Source organism: Tenacibaculum sp. HL-MS23 (assembly GCF_032463465.1).
Lineage (GTDB): Bacteria > Bacteroidota > Bacteroidia > Flavobacteriales > Flavobacteriaceae > Polaribacter > Polaribacter bernardetii.
In genome coordinates this window covers 567,437-590,862 of the sequence record NZ_CP135989.1, presented here as the reverse complement: position 1 = coordinate 590,862, position 23,426 = coordinate 567,437, and the positions used below count along the sequence as shown (strand labels likewise).

General features: G+C 29.1%; 22 protein-coding genes. 9 read left to right on the top strand and 13 right to left on the bottom strand.

The annotated features are described in order from the left end of the window. Positions 1 to 33: 33 nt before the first annotated feature. Together RRF68_RS02685 and RRF68_RS02680 are read left to right on the top strand one after the other, a co-directional pair. On the top strand, positions 34 to 843 hold the full coding sequence (locus tag RRF68_RS02685) for a helix-turn-helix domain-containing protein (protein WP_315944912.1): 810 nt from the start codon (positions 34 to 36) through the stop codon (positions 841 to 843). 386 nt (positions 844 to 1,229) lie between these two features. Continuing rightward, positions 1,230 to 1,652 (top strand): hypothetical protein, encoded by a 423-nt coding sequence (locus RRF68_RS02680; protein ID WP_315944911.1) that lies wholly within the window; start codon positions 1,230 to 1,232, stop codon positions 1,650 to 1,652. A 363-nt stretch (positions 1,653 to 2,015) separates the two neighbouring features. On the opposite strand, the gene RRF68_RS02675 is transcribed toward RRF68_RS02680, so the two are convergent. The 4 genes from RRF68_RS02675 to RRF68_RS02660 all read right to left on the bottom strand — a co-directional run bounded on the left by RRF68_RS02675 (position 2,016) and on the right by RRF68_RS02660 (position 7,253). Continuing rightward, positions 2,016 to 2,777, bottom strand: a complete 762-nt coding sequence (locus tag RRF68_RS02675) for a GIN domain-containing protein (RefSeq protein ID WP_315944910.1) — start codon at positions 2,775 to 2,777, stop codon at positions 2,016 to 2,018. Position 2,778: 1 nt separating this feature from the next. Then, positions 2,779 to 5,205 carry an ABC transporter permease gene (locus RRF68_RS02670; RefSeq protein WP_315944909.1) on the bottom strand — a complete coding sequence of 809 codons (2,427 nt, stop codon included), beginning with the start codon at positions 5,203 to 5,205 and terminating at the stop codon, positions 2,779 to 2,781. Between the two features lie 16 nt (positions 5,206 to 5,221). Next, positions 5,222 to 5,923 (bottom strand): ABC transporter ATP-binding protein, encoded by a 702-nt coding sequence (locus RRF68_RS02665; RefSeq protein ID WP_315944908.1) that lies wholly within the window; start codon positions 5,921 to 5,923, stop codon positions 5,222 to 5,224. An 85-nt stretch (positions 5,924 to 6,008) separates the two neighbouring features. Beyond that, positions 6,009 to 7,253, bottom strand: coding sequence for an efflux RND transporter periplasmic adaptor subunit (locus RRF68_RS02660; protein ID WP_315944907.1), 1,245 nt, complete (start codon positions 7,251 to 7,253; stop codon positions 6,009 to 6,011). Between the two features lie 164 nt (positions 7,254 to 7,417). Between RRF68_RS02660 and RRF68_RS02655 the strand changes: the two genes are divergently transcribed. The 3 genes from RRF68_RS02655 to RRF68_RS02645 all read left to right on the top strand — a co-directional run bounded on the left by RRF68_RS02655 (position 7,418) and on the right by RRF68_RS02645 (position 11,108). Further along, positions 7,418 to 8,791 carry a sigma-54 dependent transcriptional regulator gene (locus RRF68_RS02655; RefSeq protein ID WP_315944906.1) on the top strand — a complete coding sequence of 458 codons (1,374 nt, stop codon included), beginning with the start codon at positions 7,418 to 7,420 and terminating at the stop codon, positions 8,789 to 8,791. 1 nt (position 8,792) lies between these two features. Then, positions 8,793 to 10,121, top strand: coding sequence for a HAMP domain-containing sensor histidine kinase (locus RRF68_RS02650; RefSeq protein ID WP_315944905.1), 1,329 nt, complete (start codon positions 8,793 to 8,795; stop codon positions 10,119 to 10,121). 579 nt (positions 10,122 to 10,700) lie between these two features. After that, a complete protein-coding gene (locus RRF68_RS02645) occupies positions 10,701 to 11,108 on the top strand; it encodes a helix-turn-helix transcriptional regulator (RefSeq protein ID WP_315944904.1) in 408 nt (135 codons plus the stop codon). 54 nt (positions 11,109 to 11,162) lie between these two features. On the opposite strand, the gene fabG is transcribed toward RRF68_RS02645, so the two are convergent. From fabG to RRF68_RS02605, 8 genes are all read right to left on the bottom strand, one after another. Then, positions 11,163 to 11,909: a 3-oxoacyl-[acyl-carrier-protein] reductase gene (gene fabG, locus RRF68_RS02640; protein ID WP_315944903.1), complete on the bottom strand. Its 747-nt coding sequence runs from the start codon at positions 11,907 to 11,909 to the stop codon at positions 11,163 to 11,165. Between the two features lie 118 nt (positions 11,910 to 12,027). Next, complete coding sequence (sucD, locus tag RRF68_RS02635; protein ID WP_218772562.1) at positions 12,028 to 12,903, bottom strand: succinate--CoA ligase subunit alpha; 876 nt, start codon at positions 12,901 to 12,903, stop codon at positions 12,028 to 12,030. A gap of 65 nt (positions 12,904 to 12,968) precedes the next feature. Then, positions 12,969 to 13,895 carry a UDP-3-O-(3-hydroxymyristoyl)glucosamine N-acyltransferase gene (locus RRF68_RS02630; RefSeq protein ID WP_315944902.1) on the bottom strand — a complete coding sequence of 309 codons (927 nt, stop codon included), beginning with the start codon at positions 13,893 to 13,895 and terminating at the stop codon, positions 12,969 to 12,971. Positions 13,896 to 13,931: 36 nt separating this feature from the next. Further along, on the bottom strand, positions 13,932 to 14,498 hold the full coding sequence (efp, locus tag RRF68_RS02625; RefSeq protein WP_315944901.1) for an elongation factor P: 567 nt from the start codon (positions 14,496 to 14,498) through the stop codon (positions 13,932 to 13,934). 64 nt (positions 14,499 to 14,562) lie between these two features. Next, the gene (gene lpxA, locus RRF68_RS02620; RefSeq protein ID WP_315944900.1) at positions 14,563 to 15,348 is read right to left on the bottom strand and encodes an acyl-ACP--UDP-N-acetylglucosamine O-acyltransferase; all 786 of its coding nucleotides are present in this window, start codon (positions 15,346 to 15,348) and stop codon (positions 14,563 to 14,565) included. Positions 15,349 to 15,351: 3 nt separating this feature from the next. After that, positions 15,352 to 16,743 carry a bifunctional UDP-3-O-[3-hydroxymyristoyl] N-acetylglucosamine deacetylase/3-hydroxyacyl-ACP dehydratase gene (locus tag RRF68_RS02615; RefSeq protein WP_218772566.1) on the bottom strand — a complete coding sequence of 464 codons (1,392 nt, stop codon included), beginning with the start codon at positions 16,741 to 16,743 and terminating at the stop codon, positions 15,352 to 15,354. Next, a complete protein-coding gene (lpxD, locus tag RRF68_RS02610) occupies positions 16,736 to 17,776 on the bottom strand; it encodes a UDP-3-O-(3-hydroxymyristoyl)glucosamine N-acyltransferase (RefSeq protein ID WP_315944899.1) in 1,041 nt (346 codons plus the stop codon). The genes RRF68_RS02615 and lpxD overlap by 8 nt, the downstream gene beginning before the upstream one ends. Positions 17,777 to 17,832: 56 nt before the next feature. Next, positions 17,833 to 19,071 (bottom strand): HD domain-containing protein, encoded by a 1,239-nt coding sequence (locus tag RRF68_RS02605; RefSeq protein WP_315944898.1) that lies wholly within the window; start codon positions 19,069 to 19,071, stop codon positions 17,833 to 17,835. 150 nt (positions 19,072 to 19,221) lie between these two features. Here RRF68_RS02605 and RRF68_RS02600 point away from each other — a divergent pair, with 150 nt between their 5' ends. Genes RRF68_RS02600 through RRF68_RS02585 form a run of 4 tightly spaced genes read left to right on the top strand, consistent with a single transcriptional unit; the run spans position 19,222 to position 22,834 of the window. After that, positions 19,222 to 20,769 (top strand): bifunctional response regulator/alkaline phosphatase family protein, encoded by a 1,548-nt coding sequence (locus RRF68_RS02600; RefSeq protein ID WP_315945352.1) that lies wholly within the window; start codon positions 19,222 to 19,224, stop codon positions 20,767 to 20,769. 38 nt (positions 20,770 to 20,807) lie between these two features. Continuing rightward, a complete protein-coding gene (gene tsaE / locus RRF68_RS02595) occupies positions 20,808 to 21,221 on the top strand; it encodes a tRNA (adenosine(37)-N6)-threonylcarbamoyltransferase complex ATPase subunit type 1 TsaE (protein WP_315944897.1) in 414 nt (137 codons plus the stop codon). A 5-nt stretch (positions 21,222 to 21,226) separates the two neighbouring features. Next, positions 21,227 to 22,423, top strand: coding sequence for an alanine dehydrogenase (locus RRF68_RS02590; RefSeq protein ID WP_218772570.1), 1,197 nt, complete (start codon positions 21,227 to 21,229; stop codon positions 22,421 to 22,423). A gap of 39 nt (positions 22,424 to 22,462) precedes the next feature. Continuing rightward, entirely contained in the window at positions 22,463 to 22,834 is a 372-nt protein-coding gene (locus RRF68_RS02585) for a DUF4258 domain-containing protein (protein WP_275315542.1), read from the top strand. Here the strand turns inward: RRF68_RS02585 and RRF68_RS02580 are convergent. Beyond that, positions 22,831 to 23,424, bottom strand: a complete 594-nt coding sequence (locus RRF68_RS02580; RefSeq protein ID WP_315944896.1) for a YdeI/OmpD-associated family protein — start codon at positions 23,422 to 23,424, stop codon at positions 22,831 to 22,833. The genes RRF68_RS02585 and RRF68_RS02580 overlap by 4 nt on opposite strands. Positions 23,425 to 23,426 lie beyond the last annotated feature (2 nt).

The following is a 23,426-nucleotide window of genomic DNA, read 5'->3' as shown; positions in this document are numbered from 1 at the left end:
TGAGAAAATATTATATTTAACAAAAAATGTTAAATGGAATTTAAATATATAGATGAAAAAGATTCTAGAGGATTACTTAACAACATGTTTATTATTACCTATAAAAATGAAAATTTACCTTTTAAATCTAAAATAATACCAACTGGTTTTCCATCTATAACTTATATTTTTGGAGAGGAACAAAAAGCCATTCATAAAGATAAATCTGTTAATTTTAATGGACTTATTATTTGTGGACAATTTAACTCAACATATTCTTATCATGTCAATTCTGCTGCTAAAAATATAGGGTTTAATCTACATCCTACTGCTTTATATAAAATTTTAGGTACTGACATTTCTATTTTTAAGAATAAACTTATTAATTTAAAAAAAATAAATAAAGAGTTGTCTGAAAAGTTTACGTTTATATTTTTAAAAAATGAGCACAATTATATAAACCTTATAAATGAGAGTAAGAATTTAATAAATAACTTAGATTTATATATAGATAGAGATGTTGAGAAAGTTGATGTAGCCATTGAGTATATATTAGAAAAAGAAGGAATGCTGCAGGTAATTGATTTATTAAAAATCGTGACACTTTCTCAAAAATCTTTAGAAACAAAATTTAAAAAAGTTATAGGTTTAACCCCTGGGAAATATATTAGATTAACACGTTTTATAAAATTAATGCGCAGATACGAATGTAAAGAAATTGAGATTAATGATCTTATATATATGTATAATTATTACGATCACTCTCATTTTATTAAAGATTTTAAATTGTTTATGTCAGAATCACCAAAAGAGTATTTTAAAAATGAATATCCATTAATAAAAGCCTACTCAAAAGATTTATAATTACGATTATTTACAATAATAAACTTCAAAAACGTTTTATCTTAGTAATATCATACAAGGTTAATATATTTGGGTAATATATTAAAAATTAGGGGTAAAAAGGCGAAATTATATTTCGTCTTTTTTTAATCTGTTAAAACAGGTGTTTTGTAACAATTGTTACAAAACACCTGTTTAACAAACTGTATATTGTACTTGTTATTAATCAAATTTTGAAGGGTTAGATTAATAGTTATTATGTAAAAGGTAGAAGACACATTTTTTAATGTGTCTTCTTTATTTAATCTTCAGTTATTATTTGTGCATCTTCAATAATAATTTCTTTTTTAATTTTTACATTATCTTTATATCTTATATTAGATTCTTACTATAAAATTATAAATATTATGAAAAAATTACTACAATTTTTACTTATAGGAATTTTAGCATCAAGCTGTTCAGAAGATAACAATGATAATTTAATTAAATGTGATTTTGAAACATTAATAAGTAAAGAACAATATCAAAATGCAATGTCAGATCAACTGGATATAAATAGTTTAAGCATTAATGATGACTGTTTAAAAATTAATTTTAGTTCGGCGGGTTGCAATGGAAACACTTGGGTATTAAAATTTATTGATTCAGAAAACATTATGGAATCAAATCCACCTCAAAGAAATTTAAAATTATTATTTAAAAATAACGAATTATGTGAAGCCTACATCACAAAAGAGTTAGCATTTGATATTTCTAATTTAAAAGTAGATGGCAATAAAGTACAATTGAATATAGTTAATTTAGAAAAAAATATTTTATATGAATATTAAGATTTTAAATTGTAAAAACTTATTATTTTACTTTTTTATTCTAATTAAAGATAATAATAAAATCACTCTCTTTTTTCTAATATGATTATTTACAGTTTTAACCCCAATTTACCTTTACATTCGTGACATATATATAGTAGGCTTACTTTTTTTTTGAAAAATCTAGTTAGCAATTAGTGGTAAAAATGCGAAATAAGATTTCGCTTTTTTTTGTACTCTTAAAAAGTATTCTGTAACATTTGTTACAAAACACCTGTTTAATAAACTGTATATTGTACTTGTTATTAGTCAAATTTTGAAGGGTTAGATTAATAGTTTTTATGTAAAAGGTAGAAGACACATTTTTTAATGTGTCTTCTTTATTTAATCTGCAGTTATTATTTGCGTATTTCCTATAATAATTCCTTTTTTTAAGTCAGCTTTTCCTCTATATGTTATAATTGATTCACCATAAGAACTTACTTTAATTCTATCAGACACATTAAGCTGATAACTCCCCTCACCATAAGCTGTTAGTTTAATTTCTTTAGATTTTATATTACTTGCTATGATTTTACTAGATCCATAAGCTGTTATTTTCTGTTTATCAATAATACCTTTTTTAATGTTAAGGTAACTTTCTCCGTAAATAGTAATTTTTAAATCATCTACTTTAATCTTATCAACTGTAACTTCTGATTTACCATATATTCTTAAATTACATTTTGATTGACTCAAAGAGTTTTTAAAATTTATTTTTTCTTCTCCTCTTAATGAAAATATTTCAACATCTGCATAGATTATAACTATTTTAACTACTGTGTTTTTATAAATAGGTTTCTTTATCTTATAATTTTTATACTTAACTTTTTTGTTTTTAGTAACAGTTTTAGCTCCTTTTAAATACACTTGAAGTGTTTTTGAGTTAATTTCATATTGAAATTTCTCTATAGGTACGTTAATATTTTTAATAGTAATACTAGGAACATCACCTTTTATAAAAACAGTTTCTATATGAGGACTAACAATTATTTTATTAAAGTTGTCATTTAACGGTATAAATTTATCTTGTCCAAAAGTTATATTTACTATTAATGAAGTGATTAATAGAAGTAATATTTTAAGTTTATAATTTACAAACATCATATTATTCGAATTTTAAATATTTAATTAAATCAATTTTCGTTGCTTTATAAGCCTTAAAACCTACGACAGAGAACACTAATACAATCAAAATAATTGGCGTTATTATGTATGGTAGTATTGGCATATCTATTCTATAAACAAAATTCTGTAACCAGTTTTGCATAAAGTAATAAGCAATAGGAACTAGTATTACTGAAGAGGTTATTACAATTTTTAAAAAATTTTGTAATAACTGAATCATAATTTCATGTACTGATGCGCCTAATGTTTTACGAATCGCCACTTCTTTTAATCGTTGCTGAATTGTTAAGGTTGCCAAAGCAAATAATCCTAACAAAGAAATTAAAATTACGAATAAAGAAAGTACTAAAAAGAGTGTTTGTTGTTTCTGATATTTTTTATATGTTTTCGCGAATTTCTTATCTAAAAACTCATATGAAAAAGGATACTTTGCATCTATATTTTGTTTCCAATATGTTTCTATTTCGCTAATAGATTCATCAATATTATTAGGTTTAATTTTAAATTGAATTGCAGGAATCCAGCTATGCGTAAACTCTAAACCGTGCCAAGGAACTAAAAACATAGGTGCTATTTTAGAATCAAAACCATCAAAATGATAATCCTTAATCATACCTATTACTTCAAAGGAATTTGATTTATCTTCATCTTCAAGCCAACCTAAAGCTAATTTCTCTCCTAAAGGATTGTTATAAATATTTAATGCTTTAGCTGCTGTTTCATTTATTATAATTTTGTTGGTTTTATCTGTCGCTTTCTCATCAGAAAAGTTTCTACCTTTTACCAATTTAATTTTAGCAAAATCTATGTAATTATAATCTACAACGTTTGATGCTGTATTTAAACTTCTGTCGTTTATTTTATGGCTCAATCCCGTACCGTTTACATAGCCTTCTCCAGGAACGAACATACTTGCTGTTACAGCAATAATGTTTTCTTTTTTAGATAAAACTTCTTTTGCCAATTTATATTTTTTATATTTATTAGGCATACTATAAACATCTACAGAAAGTACTTGTTCTTTATCAAAACCTAACTCTTTCTCCATCATATAGTTAATTTGATTACCTACGATTAACATGCTAATAATAAAAAAACCAGAAATTAAAAACTGTAAACCTAGCATCATATTTCTTGCTAAGTTTCCTTTTTTACTTTTAGAAATACTTCCTTTTAAAACTTCAACAGCCTTAAAGTTAGAAAGGTATATTGCAGGAATACTACCCACAAAAAGAGATACAAATATTGCTGTAAAAAATAACGTTATTAATGAATTTGAATGTAAAATTGAAATTTCAGTTTCAATAAATTCATTAAAAAATGGTAATGATAACTCTACTATTACCAAAGCAAAAAGGAACGATATAAATCCTTGTAAAACAATTTCTAATATATATTGAAAAAGCAAATGCTTTTTAGATAAACCAAGTGTTTTCTTTACTCCTACTTCTTTAGCTCTTTGACTAGCTGTAGCTACAGATAAATTGATGAAATTTACACAAGAAATAACAATTAAAAGAATAGATAAACCTAATAAAACCATCAATAGTTGATAATTCCCTGTTCCACTTGGTCCTGCTCTTTTTGCGGTATTATGCAAATATAACGTATCTAATTTGTCTAAAAGCACTGTTGGAATTCCGTATTTTTTATCAAACTCTGGTATTGTCATTCCATGACTTTCAACCTCAGGTCTATAGGCTTTTTCAATAATAACTTGATTCATTTTTTGTTGTAAATCTTCTAAATCTGTTCCTTTAGTAATTCTACAAAAAACTTCATTATTATGATTTCCCCAATTAACTTCAAACGCTTCATCAAACTGAATTAAAACTTCAGGTTCGTGATGTGAATTCTTTGGAATTACATATACACAACTTACAACATAATTTTCTCCATCAATTTTTACCGTATTACCTATCGCTTTATCTCCTTTAAAAATTCTTTCCGCATATGCTTTTGATAATGCTATATTCTTTCTTGTTTCAGTAAATTTCTGAGAAGATCCTGCAATAATTTCAAAAGGGAAAAAGTCAAAAAACTGAGGTTCTGTAAATATTGTTTTATCATTAAATTCAAACCCATCTTTGTACTGAATCACTTTACTTCTGTAAAATGGTTTTACCATTACAGATGCTGTTACTTCTGGTAATTCTTTTGGAAATGTTAAATACATTCCTGCATTTACAGTATACCAAACTTCATCATTTTTAGCTTGTTTTAAATTTACTCGGTAAACATCATCCTTATTAGGATTCCACTGATTATAACTTTTCTCTTCGTTTAAGTACAATAAAACAGTTAATAAACCAGCCAACCCTAATGTTAAACCACTAATATTAATAATTGTGTTTAACCAATTCTTTTTACTATTCCTAAAGAATATTTTTAACCATATTTGATACATAAATTTTCTTTTTTTATTAGTTTATTAAAACATCTACTTTATGCTCATTCTTTTTCACAGAAACTACCTCTCCATCTTTTAACGTAATTACTCTAGATGAAAATTGTGCATCGTAAGATGAGTGTGTAACCATAACAATTGTAGCTCCCGAAGCATGTAGTTCTGTTAATAATTCCATCACATCATTACCACTTTTACTATCTAAATTACCCGTTGGTTCATCGGCTAAAATTAATTTAGGATTCGTAACTAATGCTCTAGATACTGCTACTCTTTGCTGCTGACCACCAGACAATTGTAATGGAAAGTGTTTTGCTCTATGTGCAATACCAATTCGTTCTAAAATTTCTGTAACTCTAATTTTTCTTTCGGATGCTTTTACCTTATTATAAATTAAAGGAAGTTCTACATTTTCGTATACCGTTAACTCATCAATAAGATTAAAATTCTGAAAAACAAAACCAATATTTGCTTTTCGCAAGCTTGATCTTTCTTTTTCATTAAACTTTGCCACTTCTGTTTCATCAAATAAATAGCTCCCTTCATTTGGCGCATCTAACAAACCAATAATGTTTAATAAAGTTGATTTACCACAACCCGATGCTCCCATAATTGAAACAAATTCCCCTTTTTTCACTTCTAAACTCAACTTATTTAAAGCTGTTGTTTCTACTTCTTCTGTTCTATAAACCTTTACTAAATCTGTTATTTTTATCATTTTAATATGTTTTTAAATTTTTATTTAATAGTTCTCGACTGCACTCGAACTGACATTAACTTTATTGCTTTACAACTTTTAAACCCTAAAGTATGTTTACCTCTTCCATCTTTTTAAAATCATCATAACTAGAAGTAATTACTTTATCCCCTGCCTTTAAACCTTCTATAACTTCATAATAAAAAGGATTTTCTCTACCAATCTTAATGTTTCTTTTTACTGCTTTATTATCAGAATCTAAAACAAAAACCCATTTACCATTTGTACTTTGATAAAACAATCCTTTAGGTATTAATAAAGCTTTTGTTCTGCCCGATAAAAACACTTTACTTTTTAAAGACATACCTCTTTTTATATTCTTTGATAAAGTATCCTTCTCAAATAATAATTCTACTTTAAATTGTCCATTTTTTACTTCTGGGTAAATTTTAGATAGCTCTATTTGATAGTTTTCAGCATTTACAGAAACACTTCCTTTAATTCCTCTTTTAAGTTTAGAAATATAGTATTCATCAACATTTGCTACTAATTTATAACCGTTTAAAACATCCATCTTTCCGATTGCTTGTCCTTGATTGTAGTTTTCGCCTAATATTGGATTAAAAGAAGATAACAAACCATCTACCGGCGCTTTTACAGTAAAATTCTCCTTGTTTTTACGTAATAATTCTAAGCTTTTCTCCATATTATCTAACGATGAATTTATACTTATTAATTGTAAATCTCTGCTTCTTTTTTCTTCTGAAACGCTTATCTTAATTACGCCATTCCTATCTTTTTGATACGAGTGTTCTTGAGCAGATTTTTCATAATCATTTTTTGCTACAACGCCTTTCTCGAATAATTTTTTATCTAAATCGTATTGACGTTTTGCATTTCTAAAATCATTATTAATACTCAATAATTGTTGATCTAAACTTAATTGTTGATTTTTAATACTTACTCGTAAATTTCTTAAATTATTAATCTGCTCGATCATTGCTGTTTCTTGCGTTAAATAATTTAATTCAGCATTCGGATTGTAGACTTTTAATAAAGGCGTTCCTTTTTTAATCATTTGTCCGCTTTCTACAAAAATTTCAGAAACAGAACCACCCTGAATAACATTCACTAAAACAGAAGTTTTTGGTTTAACCGTACTATTAAATAAAATAACATCTTCAAAATCTCCTCGAGTAACTTCTCTAATACTTAAACTATCTTTTTTAATGTTAACTTGTTTTTTACGTGTTAAATTCATTAAAATAACACTCATTAATAAGACGATTGGAATTCCCCATATTAGCATCTTTTTAGTTGTTTTGTTTTTAGTTTGTATCTGCTTATCCATTATAATTTGTCTTCGTTTGGCATAGTTAATTCCATAAATATGCCATTAGAGAACATACAAATAAAATACTCATTGCTAGGTATTTATGTTTTTTATTGATTTTACAGGTGTTCAAAATCGAACATTTTTTTGTTCATATTCAAACAATTGACTAACTATGTAATATGAGAAAAAAAGAAGCAACCATATTGATAGTAGATGATGATGATGACATTTTATTTTCTGCCAGAATAAGTTTAAAGAAATATTTTACCGAAATTATAACAGCTAATAATCCGAAGAAAATAAGTAATCATTTAACTTCTTCAACCAATATAGATGTTGTTTTGTTAGACATGAATTACCGTATTGGTTATGAAGATGGTAAAGAAGGTTTGTATTGGCTAAAGCATATTAAAAAAGTTAGTCCGGAAACTACCGTGCTTTTAATGACAGCTTTTGGTAGTGTTAATTTAGCTGTTGATGCGATTAAAAAAGGAGCTACTGATTTTATATTAAAACCTTGGAACACTGAGAAGTTATACGGAATTGTAAATTCGGGAATAGAATTATCGCGTTCTAAACGAAAAACAACACAATTAGAAACCGTACAAAAATTAAACGATAAAGATTTTCATCAACAAACTGAACACATTATTGGTACTTCGCCAGCAATGAAATCAGCCGTTAGTTTGGCTCAAAAAGTAGCGCCTACAGATGCTACTATTTTAATTTTAGGGGAAAACGGAACAGGTAAATACGTATTTGCAAAAGAAATACATTTAAAATCTGAAAGAAAAAACCATCCTTTTATTCATGTCGATTTAGGTTCTTTAAATGAAAATTTATTTGAAAGTGAGTTATTTGGTTATACTAAAGGAGCTTTTACGGATGCTCATAAAGATACAATTGGTAGATTTGAATTAGCAAAAGGCGGTACTATTTTTTTAGATGAAATAGGTAACCTCCCACTCCACTTACAATCTAAATTATTAACGGTTGTTCAGAACAGAAAGATAACACGTTTAGGCGAAGGTAAAGAACGCGCCATTGATGTACGTATTATTTGTGCTACAAATGCTAATGTTCATAAAATGGTAGAAGAGCAATTGTTTCGTCAAGATTTGTTGTTTAGAATAAATACCATCGAATTAAACTTACCGCCGCTTCGAGATCGTGTTGGTGATGTTGAGTTACTTGCGAATCATTTTTTGAAGAAACTAAACCAGAAATATCGAAAAAAAATAAAGGGATTTACTACACAAGCCATCGGTGGATTAAAAAAATACCATTGGCCTGGAAATATTAGAGAAATAGAACATATTGTAGAACGTGCAGTAATTATAACAGATAACACTGAAATTCAATTAGAAGATTTACATTTTTCAACTAAAAAACTAGAAGCTACATTGGCTAATAGTTTAAACTTAGAAGAAACTGAAAAGTTATTAATAGAACAAGCTTTACAAAAACACCAAGGTAATATTTCTCGTGCAGCAAAAGATTTAGGTTTAACCCGTGCTGCATTGTATAGACGCCTAGAAAAACATCAATTATAAAATGGGAAAACCTCAATTTATTCAAATTCTTATTAGAGTTTTACTATTGATAGCAAACGGAATTCTAGTTTTTTTCACCTATTTAAACGGATACTCAATTAACGCTATTGGGTTTTCTTTTTTGTTTATTTTTCAACTATTTTTATTTTTTGATTATTTAAAACAACTGTTTGCTGATATCGAAAAATCGATAGACTGTTTATTACATGATGATTATTCGAATACTTTTTCATCTAAAAAAAGAGAAAATCCGTTACATAACAAAACTGCTTTATTATTAGAAAAAAACCGAAAGAAAAGTCTTTTAAAAACTTCTGAAGCGTTAATTCTTACCAATATTATAGAAAGTTTAAGTACAGGTGTTCTTATTTTAAGAAAAGACACGAATCTACAAATTGAAGTATTTCAAATTAATAAAGCGTTTACCGAATTTTTAAAAATACCTAAGTTTTATAATTGGAATTTATTAAAAAATAAAATTGGAAACCTCGTTAACTTTATAGCTAAATGGGAAGAAGTTAAACATACTATTAGTATTGATGTAAACGATATAAAAGAAAGTTTTTTCTTAAAAACCTCGGTTACACAAACCAATCAATATGAGTATTTAATTATTTCATTAGAAACTATTCAGCAATTAATTGATAAAAAAGAAAAAGAAGCTTGGTATAAATTAATGAATGTAATGTCTCACGAAATAATTAATACCATTACTCCTATTAGTAGTTTAGCCGAAAATTTAGATTCACTTTTACAAGAAGATCAAACTGATGAAGAAACAATACAAGAGTTATCGCAAGGATTGCAAATAATTAAACGTCGCTCATACCATTTAACATCCTTTGTAGATACTTATAGAAAGTTAGCTGAATTGCCTTTGCCGCAAAAAGCAGAAGTAGATCTTACTAAAATTATTAAAAATACTTTAGCGCTTTTTCAACAAGAATTTTTATCTCAAAAAATACATATAGAGTTCGATATTTCTAAAAAGATAATTATAAATGCTGATAAACAACAAATAGAACAAGTACTTATAAATTTACTATCTAATTGTTTGTATGCTTTAGTGGCTATTGAAAATCCAAAAATCACAATTAAATTACATCAAGAAAATAACCGAATAAACTTATCTGTTATAGATAACGGTATTGGTATTTCTAATGATATTAAAGACAACATCTTTATTCCATATTTTACAACCCGAAAAGACGGTTCTGGAATTGGCTTAACTTTAAGTAAAAGTATTATGGAAGCTCACAACGGAACAATTCGGTTTGTATCACATACAAATGAGACTTGTTTTAAGTTAACTTTTATAAACATCAAGTAATTTACAATTGTAAACTGCTTATTTATTGATAATTAATTTTATATAATCCAATGGGTATTTATTTGTAAACTAAAATACATTAGTGATATTTACAATTGTAATTAAGAGAGACAACCTTATTATCATGCTATTTTAGGTATATATATCTTAAATGCGGTGGTTTATCTCTTAATTGACGTATAACACTTGTATATATAGCATAACTCTTCTTTAAACCTCTTAAAACCTGCACACTTATCGATTTATAAGAGCTATAATTCTATTTATAGGTTATTACACAGCCATCTTTTACATGAATAATTAAATTATTTACATATGTAAACAAGTGTTTATGTAAAGTTAGGTGTTTACAAATGTGCTTAATGGATTCTTCAGTAACACCTACCTAATCCATGGAAACTATTGAAAATCTCTATATAACACTATTAAGTAGTTGTTTTTTAGTGATTTAACGTGTTTTACCTAGAGTTTTAATGAAGCATAATAGAGTATATTAACTTGTTCTATTAAATTTTTACATCAATTTACAAATGTGTATCTTTACAATTCATCTATGTAATTTACAATTGTAACCTATTTATGGATTTACTTACTCGATTAAAAAAAATAATAGCTCATTACGATTTAACATCGTCAACTTTTGCGGATACTATAGAAGTGCCACGCTCTAGCATATCTCACCTTTTGTCGGGCAGAAACAAACCTAGTTTAGATTTTGTTATGAAAGTGGTTGATAAATTTCCAGAAGTAGACTTGTACTGGTTGTTATATAATGAAGGATCTTTTCCTAAAAAAGAAAAAGCTATTGAAAAATCAACAGTAAATAGTAAAGACGAAAAAGAAGCACCTTCTCTATTTTCTAAAAATACGGTATCCGAAGAAGAACCTGCAATTAATTCAAATACGCAATTCTCAGCAAGCACTAAAAAACTACGAAAAGTTGTTCTTTTATATACTGACGGAAGTTTTGAAGAGTTTAACCAATAAAAAAAGCAGCAATTTTAAATTGCTGCTTTTTCAGTATTATTATAATATATATTACTATGTTAACATTCCTCCATCTACAGATAAAGTTTGTCCTGTAATATAAGAACTCATATCAGAAGCTAAAAATACGCAAGCGTTTGCAATATCTTTTGGCGATCCACCTCTTTTTAAAGGGATTTCATTACGCCATCCTTCAACTACTTTTTCATCTAATTTAGCCGTCATTTCAGTTTCAATAAATCCAGGAGCAACTACGTTACTTCTAATATTTCTTGAACCTAACTCTAATGCTACAGATTTAGAAAACCCTAAAATACCAGCTTTTGATGCTGCATAATTTGCCTGACCTGCATTACCTTTTAATCCAACTACAGAACTCATGTTTATAATAGAACCTGAACGTTGTTTCATCATCGGACGAATAACTGCTTTGGTTAAATTAAAAACCGATTTTAAATTTACTTCAATTACTTTATCAAAATCTGTTTCAGAAATACGCATCAACAAATTATCTTTAGTAATACCAGCGTTATTTACTAATACATCAATCGTTTTAAATTCTTCTAAAACATTTTTTGCTAATTCTTGTGCCGCATCAAAATCTGCAGCATTCGATTGGTATCCTTTTGCTTTTACACCTAAATCTGTTAATTCATTTTCTAAAGCAGTTGCTGCTTCAACTGAAGAACTATAAGTAAATGCAATGTTACACCCTTGATTTGCAAATTCTAAAGCAATTCCTCTTCCGATTCCTCTTGTTGCTCCAGTAATTATTGCTGTTTTATTTTCTAAAAGTTTCATTTATTAGTTGTTTTTGATAAGTCAAATATAAAAATAAAAATCCTGCTAAAGAATACTCTTTAACAGGATTTTTAAGAAATATATTTTAAAACTTTAAAGTTTTTTTTATACTGATATATTATTTAGATAACACTTTTGCTACCATTTCACCAATCTTAGCTGGAGATTCAACAACATGAACTCCGTTTTCTGCTAAAATTTTCATTTTTGCTTGAGCAGTATCATCATCACCACCTACAATTGCACCTGCATGCCCCATTGTTCTACCAGCTGGTGCAGTTTGCCCTGCGATAAAACCAATAACTGGCTTACGGTTACCGTCAGCTTTAATCCAACGAGCAGCTTCTGCTTCTAAGTTTCCACCGATTTCACCAATCATAACGATTGCTTCAGTTTCATCATCGTTCATTAATAACTCAACAGCTTCTTTTGTTGTAGTTCCAATAATAGGGTCTCCACCAATACCAATTGCAGTAGTAATACCAAAACCTTGTTTTACAACTTGGTCAGCAGCTTCATATGTTAAAGTTCCTGATTTAGAAACGATACCTACTTTACCTTTTTTGAAGATAAAACCTGGCATAATACCAACTTTAGCTTCATCTGGAGTAATAACTCCTGGACAGTTAGGACCAACTAAAGTACAGTCTAACTGATCGATATAAGCTTTAACTTTTACCATATCAGCAGTAGGAATTCCTTCAGTAATACAAATAATTACTTTAATTCCTGCTTCAGCAGACTCCATAATAGCATCAGCAGCAAATGCTGGTGGTACAAAAATAATAGAAGTATCTGCTCCTACTTTTTGCACAGCTTCATCAACTGTATTAAAAACTGGTTTACCGATATGCTCTTGACCTCCTTTACCTGGTGTTACACCTCCTACGACATTTGTACCGTAATCGATCATTTGACCAGCGTGAAAAGTACCTTCACTACCTGTAAATCCTTGAACTATAATTTTTGAATCTTTATTTACTAAAACACTCATTGGTATATTTTTATTTAATTTTAAGCTTCACAAAAATAGTTTTTTGTAATCGATTTGTAAAGCTTTTATTTCTTTTTTTGTTCTCTAAGCAGATGTTTAATTCCTGCTAACTCTTTTAACTTTTCTCTTGATTCTGAAATTGGTGTACCAAAATACGATTTCCCTCCTGCTACAGATTTCGTAACCCCTGTTTGACCTAGAATAACAGCGCCTTTACCAATAGTAATTCCGCTATTGGTTCCTACTTGCCCCCAAATAGTAACTTCATCTTCAATAATAACACAACCCGCAATACCTGTTTGAGATGCGATTAAACATTTTTTACCGATAACCGTGTCATGACCAACATGTACTTGATTATCAATTTTTGTTCCTGCACCAATTGTAGTATCGCCTGTTACACCTTTATCTATCGTGCAAGAAGCTCCTAAATCTACATTATCCTCTAAAACAACTCTTCCTCCTGAAATTAATTTATCAAATCCTTCTGGTCTGTTTTTATAATAAAAAGCATCAGCTCCTAAAACAGTATTTGCATGAATTGTTACATTATTACCTATAACTGTATTACTATAAATAGTAACATTAGGATGAATTACACAGTTTTTACCTATAGAAACAGCATCTCCAATAAAAACATTTGGTTGAATAATTGTTCCTTCTCCTATAATTGCACTATCAGAAATACTTTCTTTTGATGCTATAAACGGATTAAAATGTTTGGTGATTTTATTAAAATCACGAAAAGGATCATCAGATATTAATAAAGATTTTCCTTCAGGGCAAGCTACTTCTTTATTGATTAAAATAGTGGTTGCCGCCGAGTTTAATGCTTTATCATAATATTTAGGATGATCTACAAAAACAATATCACCATGTTCTACAACATGAATTTCATTAATTCCTTTTACAGGAAAATTTTTATTACCTACAAACTCAACCTTTAATAAGGTTGCTATTTGTGCTAAGGTTTGTGTTTGTTTAAATTTCATTATAAAAAGAAATTCCCGCAAAAGCGGGAATTGTTATTATTCTTTAACTCTTTCTTGGTATGTTCCTTTGGTAGTTTCTACCTTTATTTTATCTCCTTCATTAATAAATAATGGTACATTTACAATTGCTCCCGACTCCATTGTTGCAGGTTTTGTAGCATTTGTAGCTGTGTTACCTTTTACACCTGGTTCTGTATGTGTAACTTCTAAAATTACACTTGCAGGCATATCTACAGATAAAGGCATATCGTCTTCAGAATTAATGATAATAGTTACCACTTCTCCTTCTTTCATTAAATCAGGTGAATCTAAAGCACTTTTCTCTAAGGTAATTTGAGTATAGTCTTCTTGATTCATAAAATGAAACGTTTCACCTTCTTTATATAAATATTGAAACTTATGCGTTTCAACTCTAACATCGTCAATTTTTCTTCCTGACGGAAATGTATTATCAACTACTTTACCGTTTGTTACACTTTTTAACTTTGTTCTTACAAAAGCAGGTCCTTTTCCTGGTTTAACATGTAAAAATTCAACAACTTTATAAATGTCGTTGTTGTATCTCATGCATAATCCGTTTTTAATATCTGATGTTGTAGCCATTCTTTAGTTTATTTTTATGTTGAAATAATTATTTACTAATTTTTCAACTATTTAATTTTTATGCTTAATTTGATTTAAAATATCCTTTCATAATTCCACGATGCGAATCTTTTATAAACTGAATAATTTCATCACGTTCAGAAGTTGCCTCCATTTCTGCTTCAATTATATCAATCGCTTGTGAGTAATTATAATTTTGCTGGAATAATATTCTATAAATATCTTGAATTTCCCTGATTTTCTCTATCGCATATCCTCTTCTACGTAAACCTACAGAATTAATACCTACGTATGATAACGGTTCACGAGCCGCTTTTACATATGGCGGAACATCTTTACGAACCAAAGATCCTCCGGTTACAAAAGCATGATTACCTACTGATGCAAATTGGTGTACTGCAACCATACCAGCTAATACTACATTATCACCAATAGTAACATGACCTGCTAAAGTAGTATTATTAGAAAAAATACAATTTTCACCAACATAACAATCGTGTGCAATATGGCAATATGCCATTATTAAACAATTGTCTCCAATAACAGTTTTCATTCTATCAGATGTACCTCTATTTATGGTAACACATTCTCTTATCGTTACATTGTCACCAATTTCCACGGTTGTTTCTTCTTCCGCAAATTTTAAATCTTGGGGAATAGCAGAAATTACTGCTCCCGGAAAAATTCTGCAATTTTTACCGATACGAGCTCCTTCCATAATGGTTACATTAGATCCTATCCATGTTCCTGAACCAATTTCTACATTAGAGTGTATGGTTGTAAAAGGTTCTATCACTACATTTCGAGCAATTTTAGCTTGTGGATGTACGTATGCAAGTGGTTGATTCATAAACTATTGTTTTTTTGCTATTTGTGCCATTAATTCTGCTTCTGCTACAACTTTTCCGTTTGCATAAGCATACGCTTGCATATGACAAATACCTCTTCTAATAGGTGTTATCAATTCACATTTAAAAGTTAAAGTATCCCCTGGCAACACTTTTTGTTTAAACTTAACATTATTCATTTTCATGAAATATGTTAAATAATTTTCTGGATCTGGGACTGTATTTAATACTAATACACCACCACATTGAGCCATTGCTTCTACTTGTAAAACTCCTGGCATTACTGGTGCTCCTGGAAAATGACCAACAAAGAAATTTTCATTCATTGTTACATTTTTCATACCAACCACATGTTTATCTGATAACTCTAAAATTCTATCAATTAATAAAAATGGTGGTCTGTGAGGCAAAACATCCATTATTTGGTGAATATCCATTAATGGAGGCTGATTCAAGTCATATTTAGGAACGTTATTACGTTTCTCTAATTTAATGATTTTGGCTAGTTTCTTAGCAAAAACAGTGTTCACTAAATGGCCTGGTTTATTAGCTATAACTTTACCTCTAATACGAGTACCAACTAATGCTAAATCTCCAATTACGTCTAATAATTTATGACGTGCTGCTTCGTTTGCCCAATGTAATTCTAGATTATCTAAAATTCCGTTAGACTGTATTTTTATATCTTCTTTATTAAAAGCTTTCTTTAATTTTTCAGTAGTACTTGCAGATAATTCTTTATCAACATATACAATTGCATTATTTAAATCACCTCCTTTAATAAGGTTATGCTCTAATAACATTTCTATTTCATGTAAAAAACTAAAAGTTCTTGCTGCTGAAATATGTTCTTTAAAGTCTGAAATTTTATCTAAGGTTGCATTTTGAGTTCCTAAAATTTTAGTACCAAAATCAACCATTGTAGTTACTTGATACTCATCAGAAGGCATTAAGATAATTTCACTACCTGTAGCTTCATCCTTGTATGAAATAATTTCTTTTACAACATATTCTTCAATCGGTGCATCTTGCTCTACAATTACTGCTTCTTCTAATGCTTTAATAAAAAACTTTGAAGAACCATCCATAATTGGAGGCTCTGAAGCATCAATCTCAATAATTAAATTATCGATATCTAAACCTACAGCTGCCGCTAAAACATGCTCTGATGTTTGAATTTGCACACCTTTATTCTCAATGTTTGTTCCTCTTTGAGTATTGGTTACATATTCTGCTTTTGCTTGTATTATAGGTGAACCTTCTAAATCAACTCTTACAAATGCAAATCCATGATTTATTGGAGCTGGTTTAAACACCATTGTTACTTCATTACCTGTATGCAATCCTACACCAGATAATGTAATTTCGTTTTGTATTGTTTTTTGTTGCTTACTCATTTTTTATTTTTTGAGCATTTAACTCTTTTTCAATTTTATATACTGTTGATGCTAGCTTTGGTAAATTTTTAAAATTAACGTATGATTTACTATAATCTGAATATCCAAATGCTGGTGTTCCTTGAACTACATCATTATCTTTTATACTTTTACCTATTCCTGATTGTGCTTGTATTCGTACATTATTACCTATTGTAATATGTCCAACAATACCAACCTGACCACCAATCATGCAACTCTCACCTATTTTTGCAGACCCTGCAATACCGGTTTGAGATGCTATTACGGTATTTTTACCTATTTCTACATTATGAGCAACCTGTATCTGATTGTCTAACTTAACTCCTTTTCTAATAATTGTAGCCCCTAATGTAGCTCTATCTATTGTTGAGTTTGCTCCGATATCAACATTATCTTCAATAATAACATTTCCTATTTGAGGTATCGTTGTATATTCACCGCTTTCGGTAGGTGCAAATCCAAATCCGTCTGAACCAATAACACTTCCAGAATGAATTTTACAATTCGATCCTATTTCAGTTTCTGAATAAATTTTTACTCCTGCAAAAATAGTCGTGTTATCTCCTATTTTTGTATTGTCTCCTATATAAGAATTCGGGTAAATTTTTACATTTTTTCCTAAAACAACGTTTTCTCCTATGTAAGCAAAGGCTCCGATGTATTCATTTTCTCCTACAGATGCAGAATCAGCTATGAAATGCGGATTTTCTCTACCTTGTTTATTGTTTTTAACTTCATTATAAAACTCTAATAATTTAGAAAATGACGCATAAGCATCATCAACCTTAATTAAGGTTGTAGTTATTTCACTTTCTAATTCAAAGTTCTTGTTTACTATTGCGATACTTGCATTAGTAGTATATATGTATGAATTATATTTAGGATTAGATAAAAAAGTAAGAGAACCTTCTGTACCTTCTTCTATCTTCGATAATTTAGATACTTCTGCGTTAGAATCACCTACAATTTCTCCTTCTAATATACCCGCTATTTGTTCTGCTGTAAATTTCATTGAATGCAAAAGTAATTATTTTTGTTTAATTACCTCTAGTTAGAATTACTTAACAATTAAATTAAACTAGTTTTTTTAGGATAACATAAATAGTATTTTATAACTGGTTTAGATAAAGCCTTTAAATTTAGTTGATCAGAAGCTTTTGCGATATCTTTTAATTTGCCTTTTTTTGTGTAAATTTTTATAGGTTTATTAGTGTTATATGCTTGATGTTTTATTTTACTTGATAAAACAAAATAATTTAAATCCTCTTTCTCAATACCTTTATTTTCTGAAATCTTTTTATAAATTTCATTTTTATACTTTTCTGTAAAAGGTTCATCTTGCATTTCAATCTTTAAAAGATTTCTATGAATAATCATTTTTGCTAAAGAAGAAAGTACAAAATCTTCATGATGCACCCATTCTTTTATTGCCGACATTACATCATAATCATCTAACTCCGAAAATATTTTTAATGTTTTATTGGTAAAATTACTTTCGGTTATTGGGTTGTATAAAAAATGTTTTAAGGCACTTCCTGCAGGTAAATCAACTCCTTTTGTAGCTAATTCTTTGGCTCTTTTTAATACGTTTACTAGCGTGTTTTCGGCAACCAAACCTGTTTTATGCAAATAAACTTGCCAGTACATTAAACGACGCGCAATAATAAATTTTTCGACAGAATAAATTCCTTTTTGCTCTATAACTAATTCATCATTTACAACATTCATCATTGCAATTAAACGATCTGAAGAAATATTACCTTCGGTAACTCCTGTATAAAAACTATCTCTTTTTAAATAATCTAATCGATCAATATCTAATTGACTTGATATTAACTGATATAAAAACTCTCTGTGATATTTTCCTTCAAAAATTTGAATAGCCAAACTTAATTGTCCATCAAATTCATCATTTAAAACTCTCATAAATTTTAATGAAATCTCCTCGTGTGAAACGCCATTAACAATACTATGTTCTAAAGCATGAGAAAAAGCACCGTGACCAATATCATGTAATAAAATAGCTACATACAAAGCATTTGCCTCTTCATCCGAAATAGCTACATTTTTATTCCTTAATATGTATACTGCTTTTTGCATTAAATGCATACAGCCAATTGCGTGGTGAAAGCGCGTATGATTAGCACCGGGATACACCATACTAGATAACCCCATTTGTGTAACCCTTCTTAATCGTTGAAAATAAGGATGCTCTATAATATCAAATATTAAAGAATTTGGAATGGTTATAAAGCCGTAAATAGGATCGTTTATAATCTTTAATTTGTTCGTTTTCTGACTGTTCAAAATATCTTAATATTTCAATTTTAAACAAAAGAATCATAATTTATCTACAAAACCAAATTAACAAAAGCTTTATTAACGTATTTTTAGCTTTTAGATGTACAACAAATACATTTAAGAGCGTTAATTTAGTATAAAGACATGAAAATTATGATGAGAAATATAGATATACTTTGGGTTGATGATGAAATAGATTTATTAAAACCACACATTTTGTTTTTAGAAAAGAAAAATTATGTGGTAACAACATCTACAAATGGCGCTGATGCAATAGATTTAGTTGATGAACAAAATTTCGATATTGTTTTTTTAGATGAAAATATGCCAGGAATCACTGGTTTAGAAACACTGGCTGCCATCAAACAAAAAAACGCAAATCTTCCTGTGGTGATGATTACCAAAAGTGAAGAAGAATATATAATGGAAGAAGCTATAGGATCTAAAATAGCAGATTATTTAATAAAACCTGTAAATCCGAATCAGATATTATTAAGCTTAAAGAAAAACTTAGATCATTCTCGTTTAATCTCCGAAAAAACCACTTCTAATTATCAACAAGAGTTCAGAAAAATATCGATGGATTTAGCCATGGTAAATTCTTATGAAGAATGGGCAGAGTTATATAAAAAATTAGTGCATTGGGAATTAGAGTTAGAGAATATTAATGATACCGGAATGCTAGAGATTTTAGAATCTCAGAAATCAGAAGCGAATTCACAGTTTTTTAAATTCATCAAAAAAAATTATCAAAATTGGCTTACTAGTGATGATAAACCCACTTTTTCTCACACATTATTTAAAGACTATGTAGTTCCTTCGCTATCAAAAGAGCAAGGAGTATTATTGGTTGTTATTGATAATCTTCGTTACGATCAATATCGCGTTTTAGAGCCTTTTATCAATAATTACTATAAAAAAGAAGAGGAACATTCTTATTATAGTATTTTACCTACAGCAACACAATATGCTCGTAATGCTATTTTTTCTGGATTGATGCCTTCTGAAATGGAAAAAAAACATCCTGATTTTTGGAGAAATGACACAGATGAAGGTGGGAAAAACTTATTTGAGCCAGATTTTTTAGATGCTCAAATAAAAAGATTAAAATTAAACATTAAACACGAATATTATAAAATTGTATCACTTAAAAGTGGTAAAGAATTAGCAGATAACTATAACGGTACAAAACAAAATGATTTAACAGTGGTTGTTTATAATTTTGTTGACATGTTATCGCATGCTAAAACAGAAATGGAAGTTATTAAAGAGCTTGCTGGTGATGACAAGGCATATAGATCGTTGTCTGTTAGTTGGTTTAAAAACTCTCCTTTATATGATATTATTCAGAAAGCACAAAAACTGGGTCAAAAACTAATTATTACTACCGATCATGGTACTATAAATGCTAAAAACCCGACAAAAGTAGTTGGTGACAAAAACATCAGTTCTAATTTACGTTACAAAACAGGTAGGAGCTTAAGTTATGAAGACAAAGATGTGTTTGCTGTTAAGAATCCCAAAGATATCTTTTTACCTAGTATTGCTATAAATAGCCCGTTTATTTTTGCCAAAGAAGATTTGTTTTTTGCCTATCCTAATAATTATAATCATTTTGTAAAGTACTTTAAAAACACTTATCAGCATGGCGGTGTATCATTAGAAGAAGTAATTATTCCATGTGCTATATATAGTCCTAAATAATTTTATAAATATATTATAGTTTTCTATTTTTGCTTGCTATGAACAAAAATTATTCTTTAAACGAATTAACCCTAATAGCTGAAGACATTGTTAAAAATGCTCAGAATAAAGTATTGCTTTTTTATGGTGATATGGGTGTTGGTAAAACAACTTTAATAAAAGAAATTTGCAAAGTTTTGGGTGTCGAAGATGCTGCGCACTCACCTACTTTCTCTCTGGTAAACGAGTATCAAACAACTAATAGTGATATTGTTTATCATTTTGATTTTTATCGCATCGAACACGAAGAAGAAGCTTACGATATGGGCGTTGAAGATTATTTATATAGCAGTAATTGGTGCCTAATTGAATGGCCTGAAAATGTTAAAAATTTACTACCTTTAGATGCTGTTACTGTAAAAATTAATCTTTTAGAGAACGGTCAACGTAATATCCAACTAACAAACAACTAGTAATAATGAGTTCTATTTCGCCTTTTACCAAAGAGCAATTAATGCCACAACCCGAAATGCTTGAAATAAAAAGACAAAAAGGCGAATTATTTATCGGTTTACCTAAAGAAACGCATTTTGAAGAAAAACGTATTAGTTTATCTCCCGATGCTGTTTCTGCCTTAGTTGAAAACGGCCATAGAGTTGTTGTTGAAGCTGGCGCTGGTGATGGCGCCAATTATAGTGATAAAGAATATTCTGATGCTGGTGCTAAAATAGCCTACAATACAAAAGAAGCTTTTGGGTGTACTATTGTTTTAAAAGTAGCTCCTCCTTCTTTAGAGGAAATTAAAATGTTAAATCCGCAAACAGTTTTAATATCTGCATTGCAGCTCAAAACTCAAGATAAAAAATACTTTGAAGCTTTAGCTAATAAACGAATCACTGCTGTAGCTTTTGATTATATAAAAGACGAACACGGAGTGTACCCAATCGTAAAATCATTAAGTGAAATTGCGGGGATTGCTTCTATGCATATCGCAGCCGAATTAATGACAACATCTAACGGTGGTAACGGTTTATTATTAGGAAATATTGGTGGTGTTCCTCCTAGTGATGTAGTAATTTTAGGAGCAGGTACTGTTGGTGAGTTCGCTGCACGTTCTGCTATCGGATTAGGAGCTCGTGTAAAGGTTTTTGATAATTCTATTACCAAATTAAGGAAATTACAACACTGTTTGCAATCTCCAATATACACCTCTACTGTTCAGCCCAAAACATTAACTAAAGCTTTAATGCGCTGTGATGTTGTTGTTGGTGCTATTAGAGGTAAAGAGCGCTCTCCTGTAATTGTTACAGAACACATGATTGAACAAATGAAAGATGGAGCCGTTATTGTTGATGTAAGTATTGATTGTGGTGGCTGTTTTGAAACTTCAAAAATTACTACACACAGTAAACCTACTTTTACACAACATGGTGTAATTCATTATTGTGTACCAAACATTCCTTCGCGATATGCACGTACTGCTTCGGTTTCTATTAGTAATATATTTACTCCATACCTATTGAATATTGCAGAAGAAGGCGGATTTGAAAATGCGGCTCGTTTTGATAGAAGTTTACGTAACGGAATGTATTTTTATCACGGAATTCTAACAAATAAAACGGTAGCTGATTGGTTTGACTTGCCTTATAGAGATATTAATTTATTGATTTTATAACCTGTTTTTTTCTTACTTTTGCGATCACAAAATTTTACTATGCAATTTTTAAAACGTTTTGGTTATTATGCAATCGGATTAGGTTTCGGTTCTTTAATTGTCTTATTTATTTGGAAGGGTAAAGATGTTTCTTTTGATTATGGAATGGATGCGCGTACCTTAAAAACAATTCGTATTAGAAAAAGATTGCTTTCTGATAAAGCAGTACAGGTTTTAACAAATTCTGCTATTGATACTGCAACTGTTTCTGCTATTTTAAAGAATGGAGATGTTGATTTCGGTAAAAGTAAACCTCGTATAAAACCTTGTCCTGAGTACTTTATTACGGGAAAAGATAGCTTAAAACATATCGATTTATATGTTATTAGATGTGATTCTACCACAACTATTGATAAGATTACAATAAACTAGCAGTTTTTATATTTATCATGAAGTCCCATTCCTTTTAGAATCATAGGTGTAATTTTATCTAACCTTTTATACTTCGTTGTTTCTCGTTTTGCTTCAGAAATATAATTTGCATACTCTCTTTTTTTACTAAGTGAAAAATTAGCAAAACACGCTCTTAAAGCATCATCATCATCTAATGCCATTTGCAATTCAGTTGGAATTATTAACGGTTTAGTGTTTTTAATTGGTTTAAATTCTTTTCCGTTTTCAGAATTCTTAATAGCTTCTAATACATATTCCTTCACTAAAACTACATCAATTTTGTTTAATGCACAAAACTGCCATTGACGCATCGCATGTGTTTTTTCTTCTTGCGCATTTTTCAATACTTTTTTATCATCATTTAAAAACATTCCTTGAAAAAACCAAAGTCCACAATAATTTTTAAAAGCAGACAAACCCACAATGTTTTTATTTTTATAAACATAAACTGGAGCTCCCCATTTAATAGTTTCTTCTAATGATAATTCTAATAAAACAGAACGCAAGAGCTTTAACTCTTGCGTCCATTTATTTTTAGCGGTAATATAATCTAGTACTTTGGTATTCATTA

Bases quoted from the DNA above. Each gene is read 5' to 3' on its own strand.
- RRF68_RS02685 (WP_315944912.1), top strand. From the start codon at position 34: ATGGAATTTAAATATATAGATGAAAAAGATTCTAGAGGATTACTTAAC.
- RRF68_RS02680 (WP_315944911.1), top strand. From the start codon at position 1,230: ATGAAAAAATTACTACAATTTTTACTTATAGGAATTTTAGCATCAAGC.
- RRF68_RS02675 (WP_315944910.1), bottom strand. From the start codon at position 2,777: ATGATGTTTGTAAATTATAAACTTAAAATATTACTTCTATTAATCACT.
- RRF68_RS02670 (WP_315944909.1), bottom strand. From the start codon at position 5,205: ATGTATCAAATATGGTTAAAAATATTCTTTAGGAATAGTAAAAAGAAT.
- RRF68_RS02665 (WP_315944908.1), bottom strand. From the start codon at position 5,923: ATGATAAAAATAACAGATTTAGTAAAGGTTTATAGAACAGAAGAAGTA.
- RRF68_RS02660 (WP_315944907.1), bottom strand. From the start codon at position 7,253: ATGGATAAGCAGATACAAACTAAAAACAAAACAACTAAAAAGATGCTA.
- RRF68_RS02655 (WP_315944906.1), top strand. From the start codon at position 7,418: ATGAGAAAAAAAGAAGCAACCATATTGATAGTAGATGATGATGATGAC.
- RRF68_RS02650 (WP_315944905.1), top strand. From the start codon at position 8,793: ATGGGAAAACCTCAATTTATTCAAATTCTTATTAGAGTTTTACTATTG.
- RRF68_RS02645 (WP_315944904.1), top strand. From the start codon at position 10,701: ATGGATTTACTTACTCGATTAAAAAAAATAATAGCTCATTACGATTTA.
- fabG (WP_315944903.1), bottom strand. From the start codon at position 11,909: ATGAAACTTTTAGAAAATAAAACAGCAATAATTACTGGAGCAACAAGA.
- sucD (WP_218772562.1), bottom strand. From the start codon at position 12,903: ATGAGTGTTTTAGTAAATAAAGATTCAAAAATTATAGTTCAAGGATTT.
- RRF68_RS02630 (WP_315944902.1), bottom strand. From the start codon at position 13,895: ATGAAATTTAAACAAACACAAACCTTAGCACAAATAGCAACCTTATTA.
- efp (WP_315944901.1), bottom strand. From the start codon at position 14,498: ATGGCTACAACATCAGATATTAAAAACGGATTATGCATGAGATACAAC.
- lpxA (WP_315944900.1), bottom strand. From the start codon at position 15,348: ATGAATCAACCACTTGCATACGTACATCCACAAGCTAAAATTGCTCGA.
- RRF68_RS02615 (WP_218772566.1), bottom strand. From the start codon at position 16,743: ATGAGTAAGCAACAAAAAACAATACAAAACGAAATTACATTATCTGGT.
- lpxD (WP_315944899.1), bottom strand. From the start codon at position 17,776: ATGAAATTTACAGCAGAACAAATAGCGGGTATATTAGAAGGAGAAATT.
- RRF68_RS02600 (WP_315945352.1), top strand. From the start codon at position 19,222: ATGAGAAATATAGATATACTTTGGGTTGATGATGAAATAGATTTATTA.
- tsaE (WP_315944897.1), top strand. From the start codon at position 20,808: ATGAACAAAAATTATTCTTTAAACGAATTAACCCTAATAGCTGAAGAC.
- RRF68_RS02590 (WP_218772570.1), top strand. From the start codon at position 21,227: ATGAGTTCTATTTCGCCTTTTACCAAAGAGCAATTAATGCCACAACCC.
- RRF68_RS02585 (WP_275315542.1), top strand. From the start codon at position 22,463: ATGCAATTTTTAAAACGTTTTGGTTATTATGCAATCGGATTAGGTTTC.
- RRF68_RS02580 (WP_315944896.1), bottom strand. From the start codon at position 23,424: ATGAATACCAAAGTACTAGATTATATTACCGCTAAAAATAAATGGACG.